At 65.3% G+C, this 21,373-nt stretch carries 19 protein-coding genes and 1 pseudogene; 9 read left to right on the top strand and 11 right to left on the bottom strand.

All coding sequences use genetic code 11. From position 1 onward, the window contains the following. Window positions 1-19 precede the first annotated feature (19 nt). Window positions 20-685 carry a response regulator transcription factor gene (locus AC56LV_RS06625; RefSeq protein ID WP_499454142.1) on the top strand — a complete coding sequence of 222 codons (666 nt, stop codon included), beginning with the start codon at window positions 20-22 and terminating at the stop codon, window positions 683-685. After that, window positions 682-2,061, top strand: a complete 1,380-nt coding sequence (locus AC56LV_RS06620) for a sensor histidine kinase (RefSeq protein ID WP_499556585.1) — start codon at window positions 682-684, stop codon at window positions 2,059-2,061. The genes AC56LV_RS06625 and AC56LV_RS06620 overlap by 4 nt, the downstream gene beginning before the upstream one ends. On the opposite strand, the gene AC56LV_RS06615 is transcribed toward AC56LV_RS06620, so the two are convergent. Continuing rightward, entirely contained in the window at window positions 2,000-6,547 is a 4,548-nt protein-coding gene (locus AC56LV_RS06615) for a PDDEXK-like endonuclease domain-containing protein (RefSeq protein ID WP_499556584.1), read from the bottom strand. The two genes, AC56LV_RS06620 and AC56LV_RS06615, sit on opposite strands and share 62 nt — an antisense overlap. 146 nt (window positions 6,548-6,693) lie before the next feature. Between AC56LV_RS06615 and AC56LV_RS06610 the strand changes: the two genes are divergently transcribed. Together AC56LV_RS06610 and AC56LV_RS06605 are read left to right on the top strand one after the other, a co-directional pair. Next, complete coding sequence (locus AC56LV_RS06610; RefSeq protein ID WP_499556583.1) at window positions 6,694-7,059, top strand: hypothetical protein; 366 nt, start codon at window positions 6,694-6,696, stop codon at window positions 7,057-7,059. Between the two features lie 85 nt (window positions 7,060-7,144). After that, window positions 7,145-8,716 carry a TerC family protein gene (locus AC56LV_RS06605; RefSeq protein WP_499556582.1) on the top strand — a complete coding sequence of 524 codons (1,572 nt, stop codon included), beginning with the start codon at window positions 7,145-7,147 and terminating at the stop codon, window positions 8,714-8,716. Window positions 8,717-8,719: 3 nt separating this feature from the next. Here the strand turns inward: AC56LV_RS06605 and AC56LV_RS06600 are convergent, their stop codons facing one another. The 4 genes from AC56LV_RS06600 to AC56LV_RS06585 form a co-directional block, all read right to left on the bottom strand. After that, window positions 8,720-9,304, bottom strand: a complete 585-nt coding sequence (locus tag AC56LV_RS06600) for a TadE/TadG family type IV pilus assembly protein (protein WP_499556581.1) — start codon at window positions 9,302-9,304, stop codon at window positions 8,720-8,722. 14 nt (window positions 9,305-9,318) lie between these two features. Further along, window positions 9,319-10,722 (bottom strand): pilus assembly protein TadG-related protein, encoded by a 1,404-nt coding sequence (locus AC56LV_RS06595; protein ID WP_499556580.1) that lies wholly within the window; start codon window positions 10,720-10,722, stop codon window positions 9,319-9,321. A 70-nt stretch (window positions 10,723-10,792) separates the two neighbouring features. Then, window positions 10,793-11,296, bottom strand: coding sequence for a TadE/TadG family type IV pilus assembly protein (locus AC56LV_RS06590; RefSeq protein WP_499556579.1), 504 nt, complete (start codon window positions 11,294-11,296; stop codon window positions 10,793-10,795). Window positions 11,297-11,368: 72 nt separating this feature from the next. Further along, the gene (locus AC56LV_RS06585; RefSeq protein ID WP_499556578.1) at window positions 11,369-12,370 is read right to left on the bottom strand and encodes an Lnb N-terminal periplasmic domain-containing protein; all 1,002 of its coding nucleotides are present in this window, start codon (window positions 12,368-12,370) and stop codon (window positions 11,369-11,371) included. Window positions 12,371-12,484: 114 nt separating this feature from the next. On the opposite strand from AC56LV_RS06585, the gene AC56LV_RS06580 reads away from it, so the two are divergent. Further along, the gene (locus AC56LV_RS06580) at window positions 12,485-13,831 is read left to right on the top strand and encodes an MBL fold metallo-hydrolase (protein ID WP_499556577.1); all 1,347 of its coding nucleotides are present in this window, start codon (window positions 12,485-12,487) and stop codon (window positions 13,829-13,831) included. A gap of 6 nt (window positions 13,832-13,837) precedes the next feature. On the opposite strand, the gene AC56LV_RS06575 is transcribed toward AC56LV_RS06580, so the two are convergent. The 6 genes and pseudogenes from AC56LV_RS06575 to AC56LV_RS06550 all read right to left on the bottom strand — a co-directional run bounded on the left by AC56LV_RS06575 (window position 13,838) and on the right by AC56LV_RS06550 (window position 18,237). Then, window positions 13,838-14,569: a hypothetical protein gene (locus AC56LV_RS06575; protein ID WP_499556576.1), complete on the bottom strand. Its 732-nt coding sequence runs from the start codon at window positions 14,567-14,569 to the stop codon at window positions 13,838-13,840. 61 nt (window positions 14,570-14,630) lie between these two features. After that, window positions 14,631-15,317 (bottom strand): trimeric intracellular cation channel family protein, encoded by a 687-nt coding sequence (locus AC56LV_RS06570; RefSeq protein WP_332531678.1) that lies wholly within the window; start codon window positions 15,315-15,317, stop codon window positions 14,631-14,633. A 67-nt stretch (window positions 15,318-15,384) separates the two neighbouring features. After that, window positions 15,385-15,630, bottom strand: a pseudogene (locus AC56LV_RS06565) (alpha/beta fold hydrolase); the annotation flags it as partial. A gap of 147 nt (window positions 15,631-15,777) precedes the next feature. Further along, on the bottom strand, window positions 15,778-17,139 hold the full coding sequence (locus tag AC56LV_RS06560) for a VWA domain-containing protein (protein ID WP_499556575.1): 1,362 nt from the start codon (window positions 17,137-17,139) through the stop codon (window positions 15,778-15,780). Window position 17,140: 1 nt separating this feature from the next. Then, window positions 17,141-17,773 carry a TadE/TadG family type IV pilus assembly protein gene (locus AC56LV_RS06555; RefSeq protein ID WP_499556574.1) on the bottom strand — a complete coding sequence of 211 codons (633 nt, stop codon included), beginning with the start codon at window positions 17,771-17,773 and terminating at the stop codon, window positions 17,141-17,143. Continuing rightward, a complete protein-coding gene (locus tag AC56LV_RS06550) occupies window positions 17,773-18,237 on the bottom strand; it encodes a TadE/TadG family type IV pilus assembly protein (protein WP_499556573.1) in 465 nt (154 codons plus the stop codon). Before AC56LV_RS06550 ends, AC56LV_RS06555 begins: the two co-directional genes overlap by 1 nt. Before the next feature lie 124 nt (window positions 18,238-18,361). Here AC56LV_RS06550 and AC56LV_RS06545 point away from each other — a divergent pair, with 124 nt between their 5' ends. From AC56LV_RS06545 to AC56LV_RS06530, 4 genes are all read left to right on the top strand, one after another. After that, window positions 18,362-20,071 (top strand): sensor histidine kinase, encoded by a 1,710-nt coding sequence (locus AC56LV_RS06545; protein WP_499556572.1) that lies wholly within the window; start codon window positions 18,362-18,364, stop codon window positions 20,069-20,071. A 30-nt stretch (window positions 20,072-20,101) separates the two neighbouring features. Further along, window positions 20,102-20,755: a response regulator gene (locus AC56LV_RS06540; protein ID WP_499556571.1), complete on the top strand. Its 654-nt coding sequence runs from the start codon at window positions 20,102-20,104 to the stop codon at window positions 20,753-20,755. Window positions 20,756-20,948: 193 nt separating this feature from the next. Continuing rightward, window positions 20,949-21,083 (top strand): hypothetical protein, encoded by a 135-nt coding sequence (locus AC56LV_RS06535; RefSeq protein ID WP_258834374.1) that lies wholly within the window; start codon window positions 20,949-20,951, stop codon window positions 21,081-21,083. 42 nt (window positions 21,084-21,125) lie between these two features. Further along, entirely contained in the window at window positions 21,126-21,299 is a 174-nt protein-coding gene (locus tag AC56LV_RS06530; RefSeq protein ID WP_499556570.1) for a Flp family type IVb pilin, read from the top strand. Window positions 21,300-21,373 lie beyond the last annotated feature (74 nt).

Genomic DNA, 21,373 nt, shown 5'->3' with positions numbered 1-21,373 from the left:
GCTGCTGGAGACGCGCGGGATGCGAATACTACTTGTCGAAGATGACGAATCGCTGGCATCGGGCCTGAAGCTTGCCCTCGGGCGGGCCTGTTATACGGTCGAACACGTGGGCGATGGCGTGGCGGCGGTCGCCGCGCTGGAGCACAATGCGTTCGACCTGGCCATCCTCGACCTTGGCCTGCCGCGCCTGGACGGCATCGACGTCCTGGCACGGGTGCGGCGCGCCGGCAACGCCGTGCCGGTGCTGGTGCTGTCGGCGCGCGATGCGGTGCGCGACCGGATCGTCGCACTCGACCTGGGCGCCGACGATTACCTGATCAAGCCGTTCGATGTCGACGAATTGCTGGCGCGGGTGCGGGTGCTCGAGCGGCGCCGTGCCGGCCTGTCGGTCAACCAGCTGCGCTTTGGCGACCTGGCACTGGATCTCGCGGGCATGGCGGTCAGCTGGAAAAACCAGCCGATCGATCTGCAGCACCGCGAATTCATGCTGCTCAGGCGGCTCGTCGAGCAGCCCAACAAGGTGTTTACCCGCAGCGAACTCGAAGCGTCGCTGTACGGCTGGGGCGAGGGCGTGGCCAGCAATGCCATCGACGTCTATGTGCACCATGTGCGGCGCAAGACCGATCCTGAGCTGATCAAGACGGTGCGCGGGCTTGGCTACCGCATCGGCAATCCTGCCACATGAGCGGGCGCCGCTATTCGATCCGCCGGCGCCTGATCGTTCGCACGATGGCGTGCATGCTCCTGATCCTCGGGGGTATCTCGCTGGCCGCCCACTGGTTCGCCCGCTACGAGTCCGAAGAATTTTTCAGCGCGCGCCTGGCCAGTTCGGCGCGCGTGCTCGAAACGCTGGTCGCCCACCAGCTCGAAACCGCCACCATCGGCGCGCCCATCGTCATCCAGATTCCGCAGCAGCTCGGCTATTCGGGCGGCGCAACGCCGTATGGTCACCCGTACGAACACAAGATCGCCTTCCAGGTCTGGAACGCCGACGGGCGCCTCGTGGCCCGCTCGGCGTCGGCGCCGGAAGCAGCGCTCGCGCCACTGGCGGCAGGCTACACCAGCAAGCTGCTGGGCGAGACCCTGTGGCAGGTGTTCGCGCTGCAATCGGGCCATGTGTGGGTGGTCGTGGCCGAAAAGGACGAGGTGCGTGAAGAAATGGTCGAGCAGCTCGGGGCGTCGGTGCTGGCGCCCGTCATCATCGGCGGCATCCTGCTGGTGCTGGCGGTCAACCTGGTGCTGGCGACGAACCTGGCGCCGCTGCGCACGCTGGCCGACGCCATCGCGCGGCGCGAGCCGGAGTCGCTCGCGCCCGTCGAACTGCCCGACCTGCCACGCGAGCTGGCGCCGGTAGTCGATGAACTCAATAGCCTGTTGCAGCGGGTAGCCGCCGCGTTCGAGCGCGAACAGCAGTTCATCGATGCGGCGGCGCACGAGATCCGCACGCCGATCGCGGCGGTGCAACTGCATGTGCAGAATGCGCTGCGGGCGGCCAATCAGGCCGAGTGTGACGCGTCGCTCGGCGAGGCGGTGGGCGCGCTCGAGCGCACGACGCAGCTGGCCGAGCAGCTGCTGACCTTCAGCCGGCTTGCGTCCGGCACCGACATGCAGTTGCAGCGCCAGGTCTCGCTGGCAGAAGTCTGCCGCGACGTGATGGCGCTGCAGGAACCTTTGCTCGACAGGCGCGGCCAGTCCCTCGGCTTGTCCGCCACGCACGATTGCAGCGTGCAGGGCGACCCGTACCGGCTGCAGCAACTGCTGCGCAACCTGATCGAGAACGCGTCCCGGCATGGCCTGGCGCGCGGCGATATCGACGTGGCCATCGACTGCACCGACGGCCAATGCCTGCTGCGCGTGTCGAACGATGGCGACCCGGTGCCGGACGAGGAAACGGAAAACGTGTTCCGTCCCTATTACCGGCTACGGCCCGGTGGCAAGTCGGGCGCCGGCCTGGGCCTGAGCATCGTGCGCCAGATCGCCGACCAGCATGGGGCCACGGTCATGATTGCCCGGAAGGCAGATGCTCAGGGCTGTGTGGTGACGGTGGCGTTTCCCCGGTAAGCGCATCGCGTCCCCATTCGCGGTATTCGACCAGCAGCGGCGTGCGCGCCAGGGCCCCGAGCGGCTCGATGCCCATCGCCGCCAGGCGCGCCAGCAACTCTGCCAGGATCGTCGCGCGCTGCAGCGACCAGGTCGACGCGAAGCAGCGCCAGAAGGTCCAGCCGGCACGTTCGAGTACGCGCTGGCGGCCCATGTCGGCCTGCCACCGGTCCGGCCCATGGAAGTCGTCGCCATCGAGCTCGATCGCCAGGCGCCGGTCGTGCGCACCTTCTACCACCATATCGATGCGGTAGCCGGCCGCCGGCACTTGCGGAATGACGCGGTAGCCGCGCTCGAACAGCTCCGTGTACACATCGCGCTCGAAACCGGATTCGCACAGTTCGATCAGGCTCGTGGCTTCTTCATTGGCTTCGAGCGGTTTGGCGAAATGCTCGACCAGCGTGCGGCGCAAATCGAGCGTCGACAGCTCTTCGAGCTTCACCGAGCGCACGAGGTACATGCGGTCGCGCGCGCGCGAGGCGGCGACATTGAAGCGCTGGTCGAACTGCACGCCGGATAGCGCGTGGTGCTGCTTGCTGTCGGCGACCATCGACAGGAACATGATATCGCGCTCGCTGCCCTGGAACAGGCGCGCGTCGCCGCAGGCAAAGTTGCGCTTGACCAGTTCGGCCATGTCGCAGCGCGAGCGCACCATCTTGTCGATGAGCTGCGCCTGTTCGGGCCCCAGCAGCGACACCACGCCCAGCGTGCGCCCGGCATAGGCCGGATCGCGCAGGATGGCGTCGATTTCGGTCACGATGAATTCGGCCTCGGGGCGGTTCAGGCCCTTGTTTTCACGGTAGCCGTTGGCCACGAACACGTCGATCAGCGGCGGATCGAGCCGCTCGGACGCCTTGGGAATGCGCAGCGGCTGGATGAAGCCCTTGTAGAACACGCGGTTGCTGTAGGCGATGATCGGCGCGACGCTACGGAAATGCTCACGCAGCATGACCTTCGAGGCGGCAAACACGGTCGAGGCGATGTCGTACAGCGACATGTCGGCCGTGAGCACTGCTTCGAATGGCTGGCCGGCCAGAAAGCGCCGGCGCAGGTCGGTGATCTTGGCGGCCGAGACAAAGCCCGCTTCGGGCGAGACCTGGCGGTCGTCGCCAACCACCAGGAGCTGCTTGCCCCGCAAGACCGCCGGCAGCGCCCACAGGTCGGACTGGCTGGCCTCGTCGACGATGACGAGATCGAACGCCCCGAGCGTTGCCGGCAGCGTTTCGGACACGCGGGCATGGCTCATGATCCAGCACGGCACGGCGGCCTGCGCATTGACCATCGCTTCCTGCGCATCGCGCCGGTAGCGGCCCGCATTCACGCCCGTGCCCTTGCCCAGTTTGCGCATCGACGTGCGGTAGGTTTCCAGCGCGCTCAGGACGTTCTGGCCGGCCAGGCGGCGCGTGGCCAGCCAGGACGATTTCGACACCAGTTGTTCGTACAGGCGCGCCAGGCCCCGTTCGAGTTCGTGGCGGCGCTCGGCCAGGCCCAGCATCTCGTCGCGGGCATCGATGCCGTCGAGGTAACTCTTGAGGCGTGCCCAGGTCCAGGCATCGCGCCAGCGCACGGGGAATACGGCGTCGTCGCCGTGGGCGTCGACCGGGATGGTCATCAAGCGTGTCGCAAGCCGCGCCGCGCCATGCTGCGCGACCTGTTCGGCGAGGTCGCGCACGGCGGCCAGGTCGGGCGCCAGCGCAGCGATGCGGCGCAGTTCCGCGAGCAGGGCGGCATAGTCGGCACTGACCGTGTCGGCCGCCAGGCTTGGTGAGCCCAGCGTCTGCCCGGCGAAGTCACGCAGACGCACACCGACGGGACCATCGGCCCCGGCCAGCACGCCATGCAGCGCGGCCATGGCGGTGCGGGCCTGTTCGAGACCGGCGCGCGCGAGGTGGCGCGCCAGGTAGTCGCGCACGCGCAGCAGGTCGGCCTCGCCGCCCAGCAGGTCGTTCGTTGGCGGCTGGCTGAACACCGCCTGGGCCAGGCTCGGCAACTGCACGTCGTGCGTGGTTGCCTGGGCATGCGCGGCGCGGGCCGTGGTCAGGATCTGCTCGATGGCGCGCAGTTGCGCCACGTCGGCCACCAGGACCGGCAGCGACAGGTCGGGTGCGAAGGCATTCCAGCGCACGGCGAACGAGTGCAGGCGGTTCTGCAGCGCGGCGTAACGCTGCACGTGGGCCCAGTCGTCGCTGGAGGCCGGCGCCAGGCCGGCCACGCGGATCGCGGCAATTTGCTGTTTGACGTCGCCGCCGCCGAATGACAGCAGGCCGAACGGCTTGCCCGTCTCGACGGCGCGGTTGATGGCGTCGACGGCTTTTGGATTGCCGAGTGCTTCGGTCGGCGCCGTGACGGGGCGTTGCATGAATTCGGCGCGTGCGCGCAGCAGCGCATCCATCTCGGGCAGCAGCGCCTCGAACGCGCCGCGCTCGGTGACGAACTGCGACTGGCGGGATTTCAGGCGCACGGCGTGGGCCCAGTCGACGCCCGAAGCCTTGACCTCGGCGGCGGTGGCAATGGCGCCGGCCAGCGCCGTCTGCAACGCCTGTGCGGCGGCAAACACGTCGGGCGTGGTCGCGCGCAGCGGCGGCAGCGCGCCGCTGGCTTCATCGCGCTCAATGTCGCGCATGGCCAGCAGTGTGTCGTGCAGACGGCCGATGGTCTGCGCCGATGGCAGGGCGTCGGCTGCTGGCGGCCGCGCATTGCAGTACACCAGATCCGCGCCGAGCCGGCGCCGCGCCTCGCGCAATCCCATCGCCTGTTCGTCGCCGAATGGCGGCGCGTGGTGCGGGGCAAGCGAAAGGTCGTCGTCGAACCAGCCGAAACGGTCCTTGCCGTCGATGACCAGTTCAGCCATCTTCTGCGCACGCATCTCGACGCCGTCGACACTGACGGCGGCCAGCTGCGCATGCGCGATCTCGTCGATGCGGGTGTCGATGGCGGCGGTTTCGGCATGCGCGCGGTCGAGCGCGACACGGCACGCGGCAATCGCCTCGGTCTCGAGCTGCGGGTTCAGATGCGACAGCGTGTGGATGATCGCTTCGATCGACGCCTGGAACTGGCGCATGCCTTCCTTGTCGCCCGAGAGCAGGGCGACGGTCAGCGGCCGGATCGATTCGGGAATCTTCTCTTGCAGGACCTTCAGCGCCGGCTCGCCCTTGGACGTGACCAGGATGCGTTTGCCCGAGGCCAGGTAGTGGCTGATGATATTGGCGATCGTGTGCGTCTTGCCGGTGCCGGGCGGGCCCTGGACCGTGACGCCGGGCGAACGTTCCAGTTGCTGGACGATGGTTTCCTGCTCGCGGTTGTACGGCAACGGGAAGTACAGCTCGCGCGGCTCGCCGGCATTGACGGCGCCGCCGGACAGGCCGCGAAACGCGATCGGCTCGTGCTCGAGCACCGCGCTGCCGGGCGGCGTGACAAGGCTCAGCGGCCCGTCCGGCAATGCGTCGGCGTCGTCCACGCGGTCTTTCAGGCGCGCGATGTCGTCGATCAGGAAGTGCGTCGCGCGCGGCCGGGCGAAGATCACCCAGCCATGTGTGACGACGAGACGCTCGCCAGGGGGCGGCGCCTGTGTGGCGGCCATGTCGTAGCGCGCGTCGGCGCTGACCTGGCCGGCGATCAGCTTGAGGATCGGCTCGATCATCTCGGGTGCGAACGGCGAGAGCGTGCTGTCGCCGCGCGCGGCCAGCAGGCTGCGCGCCGCGCGTTCGACGTCGCCGATACCAGGCACGCCGCACGCTGCGAACGCATCGAGTTCCAGGTGCGCGTCGAGCTGGCGGGGCCGCAGGCCGATGGCGTGCGAGGTCGGGTCGATGTCGATTTCCAGCGCCTGCGTGATGAGCGGGTAATGGAAGTCGACAGGCGCCGGGGTGCGCATCTGCCACGACGACAGGCCCATGCCCCAGACCAGTTCCAGCGGACGCGCCGCTTCTTCGGATTCGAGCCGGGCCTTCAGCGCGAACAGGTCCGCATACAGCGTGATCACCTGGCGCCGCGGACGCTCGCGCGCCGCCCATTCCTGCCACGGCGGCAGGTAGGCAGCCAGCCCCTGCGCGACGCGCGCGCGGCGCTCTGCATCGCGTTCTTCAACACGCTGTATCGCGTCGTCACCGGTGGCATGGGCGGCGTCGTCATGGCGCGCATCGGCCAGCGTGGCCTCATTGAGCGCCGGCGAATTGCCGGACGGGTCGGCGCCGATCACCAGATAGGGCGCCAGCGCCGGATCGGCCAGCAACGGCGGCGATGTGGACTCGAGCCGGTGCACGCGCAGCCACAGGTCATCTTGCTCGGTCTCGACGTTGAATTCGATCCACGGCAGCGTCGACAGGTCGGTAAAGGTTTTCTTGAATTCGGTGACTTTCGCGAGCGTAAACGCGGAAGGATCTATGTCTTTGGCCTGCTCGACGAGATAGTCGAGCAGCGCGCTCATGCGCTGGGCAGATGTGTGCATCGGATGCTTCCCGGCAGGGCCGGTGGGTAAGGTGGCGGCCATTGTACAAGAGGGCCGCCGTGCGTGCGGCGCGCACGAATGGCGTGCGCGGGGCCATGCTAAAATGATCGGGTCGCCGGCTTTTTTGCGGTAGTTCCCTCCTGTATATGAGACGAGTATTCGTCATCTGCCTGATCCTGCTGCTCCCCCTGAACATGTTTGCCCTGGCCATGGCCGCATCCGCGATGCTGCCGCCCGAACCAGCGCAGCGCGTCATCGCGTCCGAACCGCTCGTTGAGTTGACCTCCGCGCCGGTGTTCGCCGACGCCTACCTGCCCGATAATTACGACTGCCAGACCAACTGCGACATCGATCCCGATGAACCGCCGGCCGGCGCCGACGTGCACGACACCATCAACGAAGAGCTCTCGCTGCGCCTGGCCGATGTGCGCGGCGGCGCGCCCGCACCCCCATTCCTGTCCCACGCCAGCCGGTCCTGGCACCCCTTGTTCAAGCCACCGCGCGCGGTGTGACGCCTGCCTGTGCCAATTTTTGGCACACCCTCGCTGCGCCCCCGCGCGGCTGCACGTTCACACTGATTCAAACAAGAGGTAATACATGGAATGGCTATTCGACCCCACCATCTGGGCGGGTCTGCTCACGCTCGTTGTCCTGGAAATCGTCCTGGGCATCGACAACCTGATTTTCATCGCCATCCTGGCGGACAAACTGCCGCCGCACCAGCGCGACAAGGCGCGCCTGATTGGCCTGTCCCTGGCCATGCTGATGCGCCTTGGCCTGCTGACGATCGTCTCGTGGCTCGTCACGCTGACGACGCCCCTGTTTGCGCTTGGCTCGATGGCGTTTTCCGGCCGCGACCTGATCCTGCTGCTGGGCGGCGTATTTTTGCTGTTCAAGGCCACCGTCGAACTGCATGAACGCATGGAAGGCGTCACGCATGTGCAGACCAGGTCGCGCGTGTATGCGGGCTTCGGCGCCGTGGTCGCGCAGATCGTCGTGCTCGACGCCGTGTTCTCGCTCGATGCGGTCATCACCGCCGTCGGCATGGTCGACAACCTGTATGTGATGATGGCTGCGGTGGTCATCTCGATCGGCGTCATGATCCTGGCCTCCAAGCCACTGACGCGTTTCGTCAATGCGCATCCGACCGTCGTCGTGCTGTGCCTGAGCTTCCTCTTGATGATCGGCCTGTCGCTGGTTGCCGAAGGCCTGGGCTTTCATATTCCGAAAGGCTATCTGTACGCAGCCATCGGTTTCTCGATCCTGATCGAGGCGCTGAACCAGTTCGCACGCCGCAATTTTTTGAAGCAGGAAGCGCGCGTGCCACTGCGCGACCGCACCGCCGATTCGGTGCTGCGCCTGATGGGCGGCAAGAAGCGCGCGCACGTGGATGCCGATGCCGAACCGGAGGATGAACCGGTGACCGAGCCGGAAGCGTTCGGCGCCGAAGAACGCAATATGGTCAGCGGCGTGCTGGCGCTGGCCGACCGGTCGATCCGCTCGGTCATGACGCCGCGCTCGGAACTCACGTGGGTCAACCTCGACGACGATGCCGACACCATCCTGCGCCAGTTGCAGGCGTCGCCCCATAGCGGCATGCCGGTCGCTCGCGGCCAGCTGGACCAGCTGGTGGGCATTGCTCGCACCAAGGACCTGGTCAGCGCGCTGATGCTGCACGGGCGCATCGACGCCGCGCCTGACGGCGGCATCGTGCGCGCGCCGATCCTGCTGCCCGACACGGCCGGTGTGCTGGGCGCGATGGAGACGCTCAAGCGCGCACACGGCCAGCCGGTGCTGGTGACGGATGAATTCGGGATCGTCCAGGGCCTCCTGACACCGGTGGACATCCTGGAGGCGATCGCCGGGGAGTTCCCGGACGAGGACGAGCAACTGGCGATCCGGCCGCAGGGCCCGGACCTGTGGGAAGCCGATGGCGCGGCCGATCTGCACCAGCTGCAACAGGTGCTCGAGACCGATTCTCTGGTGGGCGATGACGATTACACGTCGCTGGCCGGCTTCCTGCTGGCGCGCTTCGCGTCGATGCCCGAACCGGGACAGGCCATCGAGCTCGATGGCTGGCGCTATGAAGTCGTCGCGGTCGAGGATCGCCGCATCGCGAAGGTTGCGATTTCCCGTTTGGCAGGCGACACTGCGCCCGACGTCCTGTAAACGCTAGCTGCCGCCCGTCGGGACTGGCACGCCGGGCGGCATGCCCAGGGTCTCGGCCCGGGCGATGGTGGTCGCGCTGGGCAGGCCGAATGAAAACGGGACGAACGACGCCAGGGGCTGGTACGGCACCGGATCGCAGACATCGCTGGCGCCCCCAGGCAAACAGATCCGCACCCGGACCAGCTGGATGCAGTTGGCCGCGTTGGGATTGGACGTGCAATTGATCCGGTTTTGCTGAGGACTTGCCGGCAATCCTGTCCCGATCGGGACGGGATCCGATGTCGCCGGGATGTGCAGATAATCGATCTTGACGTGAGCGTCGGAGATGGGGTCGGCAAATGCAAGCATGCCGGGCGTCGTGCGAAACACCGCCTGCGTGCGTACGTTCAGCATCGCCGCCGCATCGGTGAAGTCAGTATTGACGGCCAGCGCCGTCGCGCGCCGCGTCACCTCCTGCAGGATATTGCAGATATAGAGTGCCCGGATGATGTCGACAATGCCGAAGAAGAGCATGAAAAAGATCACGGCCACCACGGCGAATTCGACGGCGGCGACACCACGTTGCCGCGTTGGCGTTTGGCGGGTCATGTCAAGTCCATCCGTCAGGGGTACAGGACGATGCGGGTGCCCAGGGACTGCTCGGTCGCCAGGCCTGCGAACTCGCCGTACAGAGAGGTCTGCGTGGCAGGAACGGTCATGAAGAATCTGCCGATGCCGCGCACCGTGGCGTCGCTGCCAGTGACCGGACAGGCGAGCAAGGGCAGGTGCAGGACGCGGCGCCTGGCGAGACTCTTGTTACTTCCCGATGGGTTTTTGAAGAATTGGGTACCGGTCGTGTACGAGTAGGGTGTGGGCGTTTCCGCGGTCTCGGGATAGGGCGTGGTCGAGGAGGTGGTCGGCTGACCCGGTGTGTACAGGGTGCTCCATGCAGTGACGTCATAGGTTGGATAGCCGGTTGCCGGTTCCGGCGTGCCCGCACTGACATACGATGCATACGGGACCGCCTTGGCGTACGACCAGAGCGGGCCGAATTGCACGCCCAGGGTGCCAGCGGGCGCCGTGTCGGGGCCAGCAACGGTCCATCGGCGTTCGGTTGTCGCCAGCAGCGTGGCCGACTGCTGCGCGGGCGTCGCGCCCATCCAGGGGGTGCCGCTGTTGAAGGTGAATTCCTTGACATTGGTGTCGGCGGGCGCCGTGCGGGCATCGCATGCGCTAGCACCGGTTCCGTAGGTGCCAAAGCGGGAATTGAGCTGCTGCCAGAGCTTGTCGATCGGGAACGACGGCGATACCTTCACTGTGCCACCGGAGAGCCGTGACATGGCCAGCGTGCCGGTGCAGACGAATGGCGCCAGCGTCGCGACTTCAGTGATGGGCGTGGCCTGTGCAACCGGATTGACGATGAAGGTCTGACCGGTGGTGGCGCCGGGCAGGTTCAGGTCCAGCAGGTTGTAGCTCACACCCCGGCGAAACCCGAATTCCTCCAGCTCACCCCCATGGTTGCGGTGGGCTTCGTCGCGCATGGCGCAGATGCCAAGCGGGGTGACCTTCATGGCAGAGCGGCCGGCGACGGCGCGGGCGCTGGTAAAGGCGTCAGAAAGATCCGTGAACGTTGATAGGAACAGGGTGGCGACCGTTCCGTATTCGGTATCCAGCCCTGCAGTATCGACCTGTACATACAGCAGATCGACAGGGTTTGTCATGGCTTCGCCGACCGGGCGCCACGGGCCGGACGGGCTGCGGGCGAATTCGATGGCAGTATCCGACCACGTCATCGTCGCCTTGCCGTAGCTGTAGGTGAATCGGTTGGCACCTTGCAAGAAGCGGTTCGACGCCATGTCCAGTGCTTTCGTGATACCACTTGGGGTGCCGTCAAGTTCGTGGGCTGCCGACAACGCAGCGGTGTCGGCGACATTCTGCAGTTCCATTTTGCGGTGCGTGAGTAGGGACAGGTCGAGGGCCAGGGCAAGAAACCCAAGGATGATCATCAGGGCGGCAACGAACATCACGCTGATGGATCCGGCTTGTTTTCCGCAGGCTGACGCCCTTTGCAGAAGCTGGCGCGCCGGGCGAGCAGCCTTAACGATCGGCATAGCGCATCGTGACTTCGCTGGACAAGGCCATATCTGTAGAGCCGAGGTATTGCTCGGTCAGGCCGCTGAGGAGATTATCGTGCAACCCGATACGCACGGCGGTGCGAACCCTGACAGGCGTCAGCAGACCGCAATTGTCGCCGTCGCATAGAATCGTGATGAGAATGCCATCGGAAAACGTGACGATTTCGCCCAGCTCCTGCTGGGCGATCCAGCGGGCGATTGCAGGAACACGTGCTTCGTTGAAGCCGCTGCCAGCGGTGCGAATTTCGGCCTGCGTCGCGGTCGCGATATAGCGCGTCGCATCGTGCGCCGCTTTCTGCCCCACGCTGTAAAACCATGCAGCGCGGGCGATATACAGCGGCCCGGCCAGCAGGATCAGGAACAGCGGCAGGATCAGCGCCATCTCGACGGCGACACTGCCTCTCGCCGATCGGCGCAATTGCTTGTAATGCCCAGCCATGGTTGCCCCCTCGTCGCATTCGACCATGGTCGATACTAGTGGAAGCTTTCGGTCCTGATTTGACTTGCGGCAACTAGTGCAAGTGCCGGCACGGTGGCCTCAGCGAATGCCGGGTACGCCGATGCGGATCGCGCGCGAAAAATCGCTGCCGTCGATATCGGCCTGGCGCGCCCGCGCGTTGATGTGGCCGCGCTGCTGCAGCACCGCGTACGGTACGCCCGGCGTCAGTGCGTTCTGGTCATACGCGTATTCGGCAAAGTGGCCCGATGCCAGCAAGCGGTAGTCGAGCGGCAGGTCCGGTGCAATGCGGTGCGCAAGTTCGTACAGGATCGTCGTGCAGTTGCTGGTGAGCGTGTTGTAGAACTCGGGCTGGCGGCGCAATGCTTCGGCGCGCTCCAGGTAGGCCAGCAGCACGGCGCGCAGCTGCCCGGGCGTGGCGCGCAGGCGATACAGGTAGACCTGCTCGCCGCGCGCATTGCTGCGCGTGCGAATCAGGTCGCGCTCGTCCGAGGCAATGATCACCTGTTCGAACTGGCGAAAGAAGCCGCCGACCGCGGAGAACGTTTCGGTGCGCTCCTTGCGGATTTCGAGCGAGAACACGAGCTGCTTGCCATCCTTGAAGCCGAACGTCACCAGTGTGTGGGCGATGTGTGGACCCATCCAGTAGGACATGATCAGGTCGGCCGACACGATGCCAGCCAGGTCATAGTCACGCGTCTCCCAGCGCGGCGTGTAGTCGGTTTCAGTGCGCCATTCAAAGTTGCGCACGTTCTGCAGCACGAGGCGATCGCCGTCGACATGCGAGACGAGCATGCGCGACACGTCGTCGGCCCACACGCGGTCGTGCGATGGCGCCAGTGAAAACCACCAGCCCAGCAGCACGGCCAGCGCCACGGCGCCGGTGACCAGTGCCCTGGCGCCCGGCCACTTGCCCGGGCCGCGTGCGATGGCGATGGTGGCGGCCAGGCCGGCAAGAGACCAGAGGGCGATCGCGGCGTAGCCGCCGGGCCTGGACAGCTGGAACCACAGCGCCAGCGCGCCCCAAGCGGTGACCAGCAACGCGCACACGGCAAGGAGGACGCGGGGGACGGGGCGGCTCATGATCATCTGCTACTTTCGGAAACGCTGGGGTGGTGCAGTGTAGCGGTTCGGTTTGGCGACAACAAGCGCCGTCCCGCAGCGTGCCCTGTAGAATGCCGCCTCCAAGGGGGACCAATGACGACGCCAGGCTTGACCATTTCGCGCATCCTGCATGCGGGGTACGTATTCGATTGCGAGGGCGCGACGATCGCGTTCGATACGATCTTCGAGAACCCGTTCAGCCGCAACTGCCATGCATTTCCGGACGTGCGCTTCGATGTCGCGGCCATCCGCCGCCAGCGGTTCGACGCCGTCTTCATCTCGCACTTCCATGACGATCACTGCTCGCTCGACAGCCTCGATCTGCTGGACCGCGCCACGCCCCTGTACATCTACTGCATCTTTGACGAACTGTTCGAGATGGTGCGCAAGCTGGGCTTCACGCACGTGCAGCCGCTGCGCCTGAACACCCCGGTCACGGTCGGCCCGTTCACCGTGACCCCGCGCGAGGCGATGGACGTCGACGTCGACTCGATGTTCCAGGTCCAGGCAGCCGGGCAGAACGTGCTCAATGTCGTCGATTCATGGATCGACGATGACACGCTGGCCCAGCTGGTCGGACTGGGGCCGTGGGACATGGTGCTGTGGCCGTTCCAGACCATGCGCGAAATCGAAGTGCTCACGCCATCGCGCGCTGCAGCCGCGCCGCCCGAACTGCCTGCCGAGTGGATCGCGCAGCTGCAGGCGCTGCAACCGCGCTACGTGGTGCCCAGTTCGTGCCAGTTCGTACAGGAGCCGTGGTCGTGGTACAACCGCGCGTTCTTCCCGATCACCTATGCGCAGTTTGCGCGCGAGGTGGGCGCGGCGCTGCCGGCGGCATCGATCGTGCGGCTCGATCCCGGTACGTCCGTGCGGCTGGGCGGCGCGGTGCTGCAACCGGCGGCGCCGCTCGCATGGCTCGTGCCCGTGGGCCCGCAGGATGTCGATTACGTTTATGAAGGCAATGCGGCGCCGCCGTCGACGGCGTCGATCGCACAGCATTTCGCGGCCCTGAGTGAAGCGCAGATGGCGCGCGTGGTGGATTACTGCCGCGCGGGTGTGCCTGCCAAATACGGCGAGGTCGAGGCGGCCTCAAGCTACTTCGACGGCGCGCGCTACTGGCGGCTCTCGGTGTATGACCACCAGGGCCAGGCGAGCGTGTTCGATTACCTGCTCGATGGTGACGTGGCCACGCTCGTGACCGGGACCGGCCCGCTCGGCTGGACGACAGAAATTCCGGCCGCCAGACTGTATGGCGCGCTTGAACAGGGCGAGTCGCTCACCACGATGTACATGCGCATCAACGATGCACAGTTCGATGCCGATGCCGAATGTGCGTTGCTGGACGTCGATGTCGTCGACGATCCGCTGATCCGCTGCCTGTTCAGCGATACCTTCGGCGCCTACCAGGCGGCGCAGTTGCGGCGCCTGCTGGCGCGCTGATCGGGTCTATTTGCCCAGCAGGCGCAGCGACTGTTCCCAGTCGTCTTCCCAGTCCAGCAGGAAGTCATGGGTCTGGAACGCGCGCCGTAACGGGCCCAGTGGCACGCGGTGGAGGTCATGCAGGCCAAGCGCCAGTGTCACCGGGTTCCAGACCGCGTTGCGTTTGGACTTGCGCACGCTGGCCTTCACGCGCGCGCCGTCGTCGCCAAAGATGCCGATGGCATTGTCGAGCGACGCGCCCAGATCCATGCGCGCATGGGCGGCAAAGGCTTCCAGTACCTGCGCCTTGTTGATGCCGAAGGCCGACTCGGTCGGCGCTTTTGGTTCCGGCGGCGGCGCGGCCGCTGCAGCGATGGCTGCCTGCGCCTCGCGTTCCAGCCTGGTCACCAGCTGCGTCAGGTCCTTCTTCTGGAACCGCAGTGCATCGAGCGGACGCCTGAAACCCGGCGGCGGCAGGTGCGCGACGATCTTGTAAGCGTCCTTGGTCATCGTCATCAATACGTCGTCACTGCCGGCAATCAGGCGCGCGATGTCATCCTGAAAGAAGATCGGCGCCGCGTAACCGCCATTGGCGTCGCCAAACAACTCGGCGTGGGCTGGATCGTAGTCGAGCCAGACGTACGGCGTGACCGCGTGTTCGAGCAGGCGCGCCAGGGTCCAGGGTGATGCGGTCTGTTGCTCGAGCCAGGTGCAGGCTTCGAGCAAGGTGGCACGGTAGGGCAGGTCGGTGGCGCTCATGGCAATTGAATGGGGGGCGTGGCTGGCCCCCATTGTAGTGCATGCATTTGCCGGTTTGCGTTCAGCGGCCGTCGCGATTGTGGTCATTGGCATCCGGCGGCTCGATCCCGCGCGCCGTCGGCAGGTGCCAGCCATAGCGGATCGCGGCCAGGCGCAAGCCAAAGCACAGCGCGGCGCCGACGCAGGCGGTCGGCGTCGTGGGCCATTGCAGGGCGTCGCCGATCACCACCACCGACGCGCCGGCCAGCGCCGCGACGGCGTAGATATCCGAACGGAATACGGCCGGCACGTTCGACAGCAGCACGTCACGCGCAACGCCACCGCCGATGCCGGTCAGCATGCCGAGCAGCGCAGCCATCACGGGCTCCAGCCCGAACACGAGCGCCTTCTGCGCACCCGCCACGCAAAACAGCGCGAGGCCCGCGCCGTCGAACAGCAATACCGGATTGCGCGCGCGGTGGATGAATGGATGCCAGAAGAAGATCGTCACACCCGCCAGCAGCGACACGCCGAGGTAGCGCCAGTCGGAAAACGCAGCGGGCGGCGTGGCACCGATCAGGAGGTCGCGCACGATGCCGCCCGAGGTGGCAGCCACGAACGACAGCACCAGCACGCCGAACAGGTCGAGATGGCGGCGCACGCCGGCGGTGGCACCGGACAGCGCAAACACAAAGGTGCCCACGAGGTCGAGCGTGAGCACCAGCGTTTTCATGGCGGCCCCCATGTCGAGGGCAAGAACGGCAAACACGTGAATCCACCTTGCAGATGCTGGTGCGCGCGGCACCGAAGAGGGCGATTCTAGCGCATGGCCGCGGCTACTCCCGGATGAACGCCAGCAGATCGGCGTTGACCTGCTCCTTGTGGGTCTCGGTCAGGCCATGCGGCGCGCCCGTATACACGATCAGCGTGGCATGCGGCACCAGCGCTTTTGAAGCCCGGCCAGCCGCATCGATCGGCACCACCTGGTCGTCGTCACCATGGATGATCAGCGTGGGGATCGTGGACTGCTTCAGGTCTTCGGTGAAGCCGGTTTCGGAAAACGCCTTGATCGAGTCGAAGGTGATGAATGTGCTCATGAACGCTTCTCACGGTGGTGAGTGGTGGTGACCGCTCAGGAGACCCGGGAACGCGCTCGCGCGCATCGCACTGAAGGTGCACGCGCACCCCCCACTTTCGATAAGGCGGCGTGCCGAAGAGGCACCCCGCGTTTATTTGGTGATGCGCAAAATCGCCGAGGCCAGCCGCGAGAAGCAGGGCGTCAAGTCGTTGTCGGTTGCGGCGTAGCAGTACATGCCGACCGGCTGATTCGGGGTTTGGCAGCGCAGCGGCGCATCCACCGTATTGGCCATGCACTTCAACACCATCTCACCGGTGTGCGCAGTATCGTGAGCGCTCGTGCTTTTCAGCGCTGCGCCCAGGCCGAGCGTGAATACATAGATGCCTTCTTCACGCGCTTTGGCAGCGACGCTTTCAGCCAGATTGCGCGCCGCCCGGTCAACGTTGCGTGCGTAGTTTCCGGACAGGTCGGCAGTCACTTCGCGCGGCCCCTTGGTCACGATCGGAAACTCGCTCGTAAAGTTCACATCCGTTGCAGTTTTCCAGTCCGGTGCGTGCGCATTGTAGAAGTTCGGCAGTCGCCGCGCCGCATAACTGTTGTTCCGCACCAGGCGGCACTTGTCGCTGACGTAATTGAAGGACGCACTGTTGAGGTCACCGAGCGCATAGATTGGGCTGCCCGAATCCAGGGTGCCGGGTTCGATGCAGTCCTTGTCCTTGTTGTCGAAGATCAGGTAAGAGCCAAGGGCAGTCGGTGCGCCGTCCGAGAAGAACACGATGACGCGCATGGTGGAACGGCTGCCCTGCGGGACTTTGTTGAGCTGGTCGCGCGCATTCCACATGCCTTCCACCGAAGCAGTACCATCCTCGAAGATGAAACTGTTGATCTTCGTGTTCATCGCGCTACGATTGAAGCCGCGGGCCGACTGGCCGATTGGCGCATCGACGACTGCGCCGGACGCGAAATGGATCAGCGCCACACGATCCTGCGTCACATTGAATTTGCTCAGGAACGATTTGGCAGCGGTACGTACACCCGGGCCGGCAGCACCGATCGACCCGGACGTATCGACCACCAGCGCCATATCCAGGTCATTCCGAACCGTCTGCGCCGCCGCGACCGGCGTCAGCGTCGTGAAATTCATGATCTGCATGATCGACACCGGCATCGGCGCTTCAGCCTTGACATCGATCGTCGCCTGGCCGCCGTTGAAGGTCACGTTGGTGCTGGTGATCCGTGGCGACGACAACAGGTAATTGTTCGGGATATTGGCGGCGAAGAAGTCGGCCGCGGCGGCGCGCGCGCTGGCGATCTGCTCCGTCTGGTTATTGCCGGTCGTGACCGCGCGCGCGCCGGCCAGCGCCGCCGAATCCACTGCCGCATTCAGGCGCGCCTTGACCAGATATGCCAGCCCGGCATCGACACACAGGCCCACCACGGCAAGCAGCACGAGCATCGACACGGCCACCATGATGGCGACCGCACCGCGCTGACGGGAAAGATTCGGATTCATCTCAGAACACACTCATGGCATACAGGTCGGGCCCGAACGTGGGCAGGGTGCTGGAGCCGCTGGTGAAGCCGCTGACCAGCATGTCGAAGCGATAGAACGACTCGACCACGAAGACAACTTCGCCATCATCGAGCTTGCCGCTCATGATCGTCGTCGCGGGCCGGGTAGCACTGCTGACACTGGAACATTTGCCGGTGCCGCTCCAGGCGCTGCAGCCATAGACCTTGCTCTGCGGCGCGTAGCCGCTCCGGCGAAATCCTTGCAGGCGCTCGGCATCGTCCCAGCGGTACTGATCCAGCACGACACTGCGCGAGACACCATTGGTCACCACGCCCATCACGCGGGTGATGTACATCATCCCCAGCTGGTTGACGTTCAGCGGCGGGGCGCTGGCCATCAGCGCATTGATCGTGTCCTGGCTGCTGTCGTTCAGATCCACCCCGCTGCGCGACAGGATGTTCGCGCCTTCGCGCGCGATATTGGTGATGATGATATTGGCTTGCAAAGCGCGCGCGCCGTCGATGGCGCACAGCAGCAGGACCACCAGCATTGGCAGCAGCAGGGCAAGCTCGACGGCGGCAACGCCACGCTGGCGTCGGCCCGGACGGATGGCAGCAAACGACATGGGCAGCATCAGAAATACTCGTTTCGCATGGTGGCGCCGACGGCGAAGCTGTTCTTGCCGCCGGTGAAGAATGTCGAGAGCAGCGGCGTTGTCACCGGCCAGGCGCAATCAAGCTGCAGCACCACCATTTCGCCTGCGCCGCCAAACATGGCGTTGCTGTAGCTGGTGCTCGCGTAGCTCTTGCCATTGACCGACACGATGCAGTTCGTACGTTCGTACATGCCAAGCGAGTTGTCGCGGATCTTCGCGATCACGCTCGCGTAGCGCTGCTGGGTGCTGGTCCCGCCGTCGTTTACGCGGCCGGTAATGGCAAAGCGCGCGCCTTCACGCACCGCATACTGCATGGTCAGCGTGGCGAAGAACATCATGCTCATTTCGATCATCCCCACGAGGACCAGCATGAGCACGGGCGCGATGATGGCCATCTCGACGAGTGTGGCGCCAGATTGACGCTGGGGTCTCTTAAACAACATATTCGGGCAACTGTGAGAGTGTGCGTTGGTCGTATGCGATAAACTGCAGGGATTCTACAGGGCAATAATCACCCTCTGTAACCGTTTTAGCGAGGAGTCAGCGCGTTTGTCGGCGCGCAACAACATGAGTTGGTACCCCGATATCCGTCGTTTGATCGTCGCCGCACTGCGCACGCCCGGCGCCGCCGCGCCATCGGCCGCGGCACCTGAAGCAGAAGCCTGGATGGTGTTCGGCATGCGCGTGCTGCTGTCGATCTCGGCACTGCTGACCCTGTACATCGGACCTGGTGGCGTCGTCGCATCCAGCCCGTGGACCTGGCTCGTATTCGCCGGCTACGTGCTGCACAGCCTGACACTGCTGGTGATCGCCAGCTACCGGGCCGGTTTCTGGCACGGCCCCAACATCTACTGGATCGACATCATCTGGTATGGGGTGATCGTTCTTGTTACCGGCGGGGGCGCCAGTCCGTTCTTCTCGTTCTTCCTGTTTGCGATCCTGGCCACGTCATTCCGCCACGGGTTCGATGCCGGCGCCAGGCTCACGCTGGGTGCGGTCGCCATCGTGACCCTGTCGGTGATGCTGGTACAGGGCTTCCAGTCGTTTCACATCCTGCTGCTGCGCGCCACGTTCATGCTCGCACTGGGCTACATGATCGCCTTCTGGGGTGGCCTGTCCGTTGACCAGCGCCGCCGGCTCGCGTTGCTGCGCGACGTCAGCCGCCTGTCCAACCCACGCTTCGGCGTGCAGCATACGCTCGATTCGCTGATGGACAAGATCCTGCGCTACTACGGCGCCAGCACCTGCACCTTGCTGATGCAAGATAGCCACCAGCGCTGGATCCTCAATACGGCCCATCATCCCCGGGCTGGCCGCGCGATCAGCCGCAGCCGGCCCGACGCCGCCGATGTGCAACCGCTGCTGGCCCTGGGGACGGGGGCGATCCTGTACCGCGGCCCCGGCGCCGGCTTGCTGCGCCTGCTGCTGGGCGGTGTGTGCGCGGTACGCCTGGCCACCGGGGAAAAAGAGTGGTGCAAGACGGACAGGGACGCCTGCAGCCACGTGGCCGACCTGCTCGATACCGACAGTTTCGTCAGTGCGTCGCTGCCGCTGCGCAAAGGCAGTGGGCGCATCTTCGTCACCGGAGCGCGCCTGCGCCGTAGTGATGCCACGTTCCTCAAGCACATCGTGCAGCAGGCGTTTCCGGTCATCGAAACCATCGACCTGCTCGACCGGCTGGCGTCCGAAGCGGCGTTTCGCGAACGCCAGACCATTGCGCGCGACCTGCACGACAGCACGATCCAGCCATATATCGGCCTGCGCCACGCGGTGGCCGCGATCCGCAACAGCGCCGGTGAAGACAGCGCGGTCGCACCTGAACTCGACCGCCTGCTGGCGATGTGCTCGGACGTGATCGGCGACATGCGCGACTTCGCCCAGCGTTTTCGCAGCGGGCGCCAGGAAGAACCCGAACTGCTGGTGGCGCTGCGGCGCCAGTTGCGCCAGGTGCAAACTTTCTACGGCCTGGACGTGATGCTCGAGGTGCAAGGCGAGGGCGTCGGCAATGACCGTATGGCAGCCGAGGTGTTCCAGATCGTCACCGAAGGCATCAGCAATATCTGCAAGCACACGCGGGCGCGCACGGCCGGCGTCGTGATCGAGGACGCCGCCGGCCAGCTGGCCATCGATATCTTCAACCCGGTGTCCGATGGCGCTCCCGCGCCCAAACCTTTCGTGCCGCGCTCGATCGCCGAGCGCGTGGCCGCAGTGGGCGGCACGCTCGACGTCGAGGCCGACGGGCGCCAGACGCTGCTGCGCGTCCGCATCCCGGTCTGACCCGCACCGACATAACGTAATGGAGAAACCATGACCATCCGCATCCTGCTCGTGGATGACCACAAGACCATGCTGTGGGGTCTCGAGCGCCTGATCCAGGCCGAAGGCCCGTCGTTCACACTGGTGGGCAGCGCCAGCGATGGCATGGAGGCGACCGCCCTGTGCGCTGCACTCCACCCGGACATCGTGCTGCTCGACCTCGACCTCAAAGGCAGCAGTTCCATCGACTTTCTGCCGGCGCTGGTGGCCAATGGCAGTACGCGCGTCGTGATCCTGAGCGCGAACCGCGACCAGGGCACGCTGGCCGCTGCCGTGAAAGCCGGTGCGCGCGGCGTGGTCAGCAAGGAAGCGCCAACCGAGGACGTGCTGCTGGCTGTGCGCAAGGTGCACGGGGGCGAGCTGTGGCTCGACCAGTCGCTGATGCAGGCGCTGCTGGGCCAACTGGTCGCGCCGGCGCCCAAGGCCGACCCGGAGGCCGAACGCATCGGCACACTGACGGCGCGCGAGCGTGACGTCATCGGCATGATCGTGCAGGGCAAGGGCGCCCTGAACAAGGAACTGGCCGAACGCGCGTTCATCTCGGAGCGCACGCTGCGCAACCATCTCACCACCATCTATCAGAAGCTGGACGTGGCCAACCGCCTCGAGTTGTACGTCTACGCCACCAGGCACGGCCTCTCCTGAGGCATCACCCTTTCTCTCCGTCGGAATGTGCCGCAGGGCGACCCAGGACAAATGTACCGGGTTGCCACGGCGCAACGTACCTTTCAAAAAGGTAGTTTTGACGGATGGCAACAAAGTCGGGGGTCCGTAAGATTCTACTCATGCGCTGCGTATCGTTACATGCGGTACGGCGGCAAGCGAACAGGAGCGAACGGTGCACGACAGCGAAGACAACCCGGAACAGCAGTATGAAAGCAGCAGCAATCCGGCCATGTCGTATGTCGTTCTCTCGGTTCTGCTCGCAGTCGTCTGCTTCATTGCGGCAATGGCTGCATGGACGAGCGCATAAAGCCAATCGACTCAGCCTTATAGACCCTTGAAAGGATCCACCATGAATTTCATTAAAAACCTGATCAAAGAAGAAGACGGCGTCACCGCCATCGAATACGCACTGATCGCGTCGCTGATCGCCGGCGTCATCATTGCAGCAGTTACCACGCTGGGTGGCAGTATCAGCACGATCTTCAAGGACCTGACCACACGCATCAAGACGCCAGCAGCGTAATTGAACAGAGCACGGCCCGCCTCAAGCGGTCCTCATCCGGCGCGGATTGTCCGACGCCGGATTTTTTTTACCCG

Source organism: Telluria sp. RB2R28, from assembly GCF_059685835.1.
This window is presented reverse-complemented; position numbering and strand designations above follow the sequence as displayed.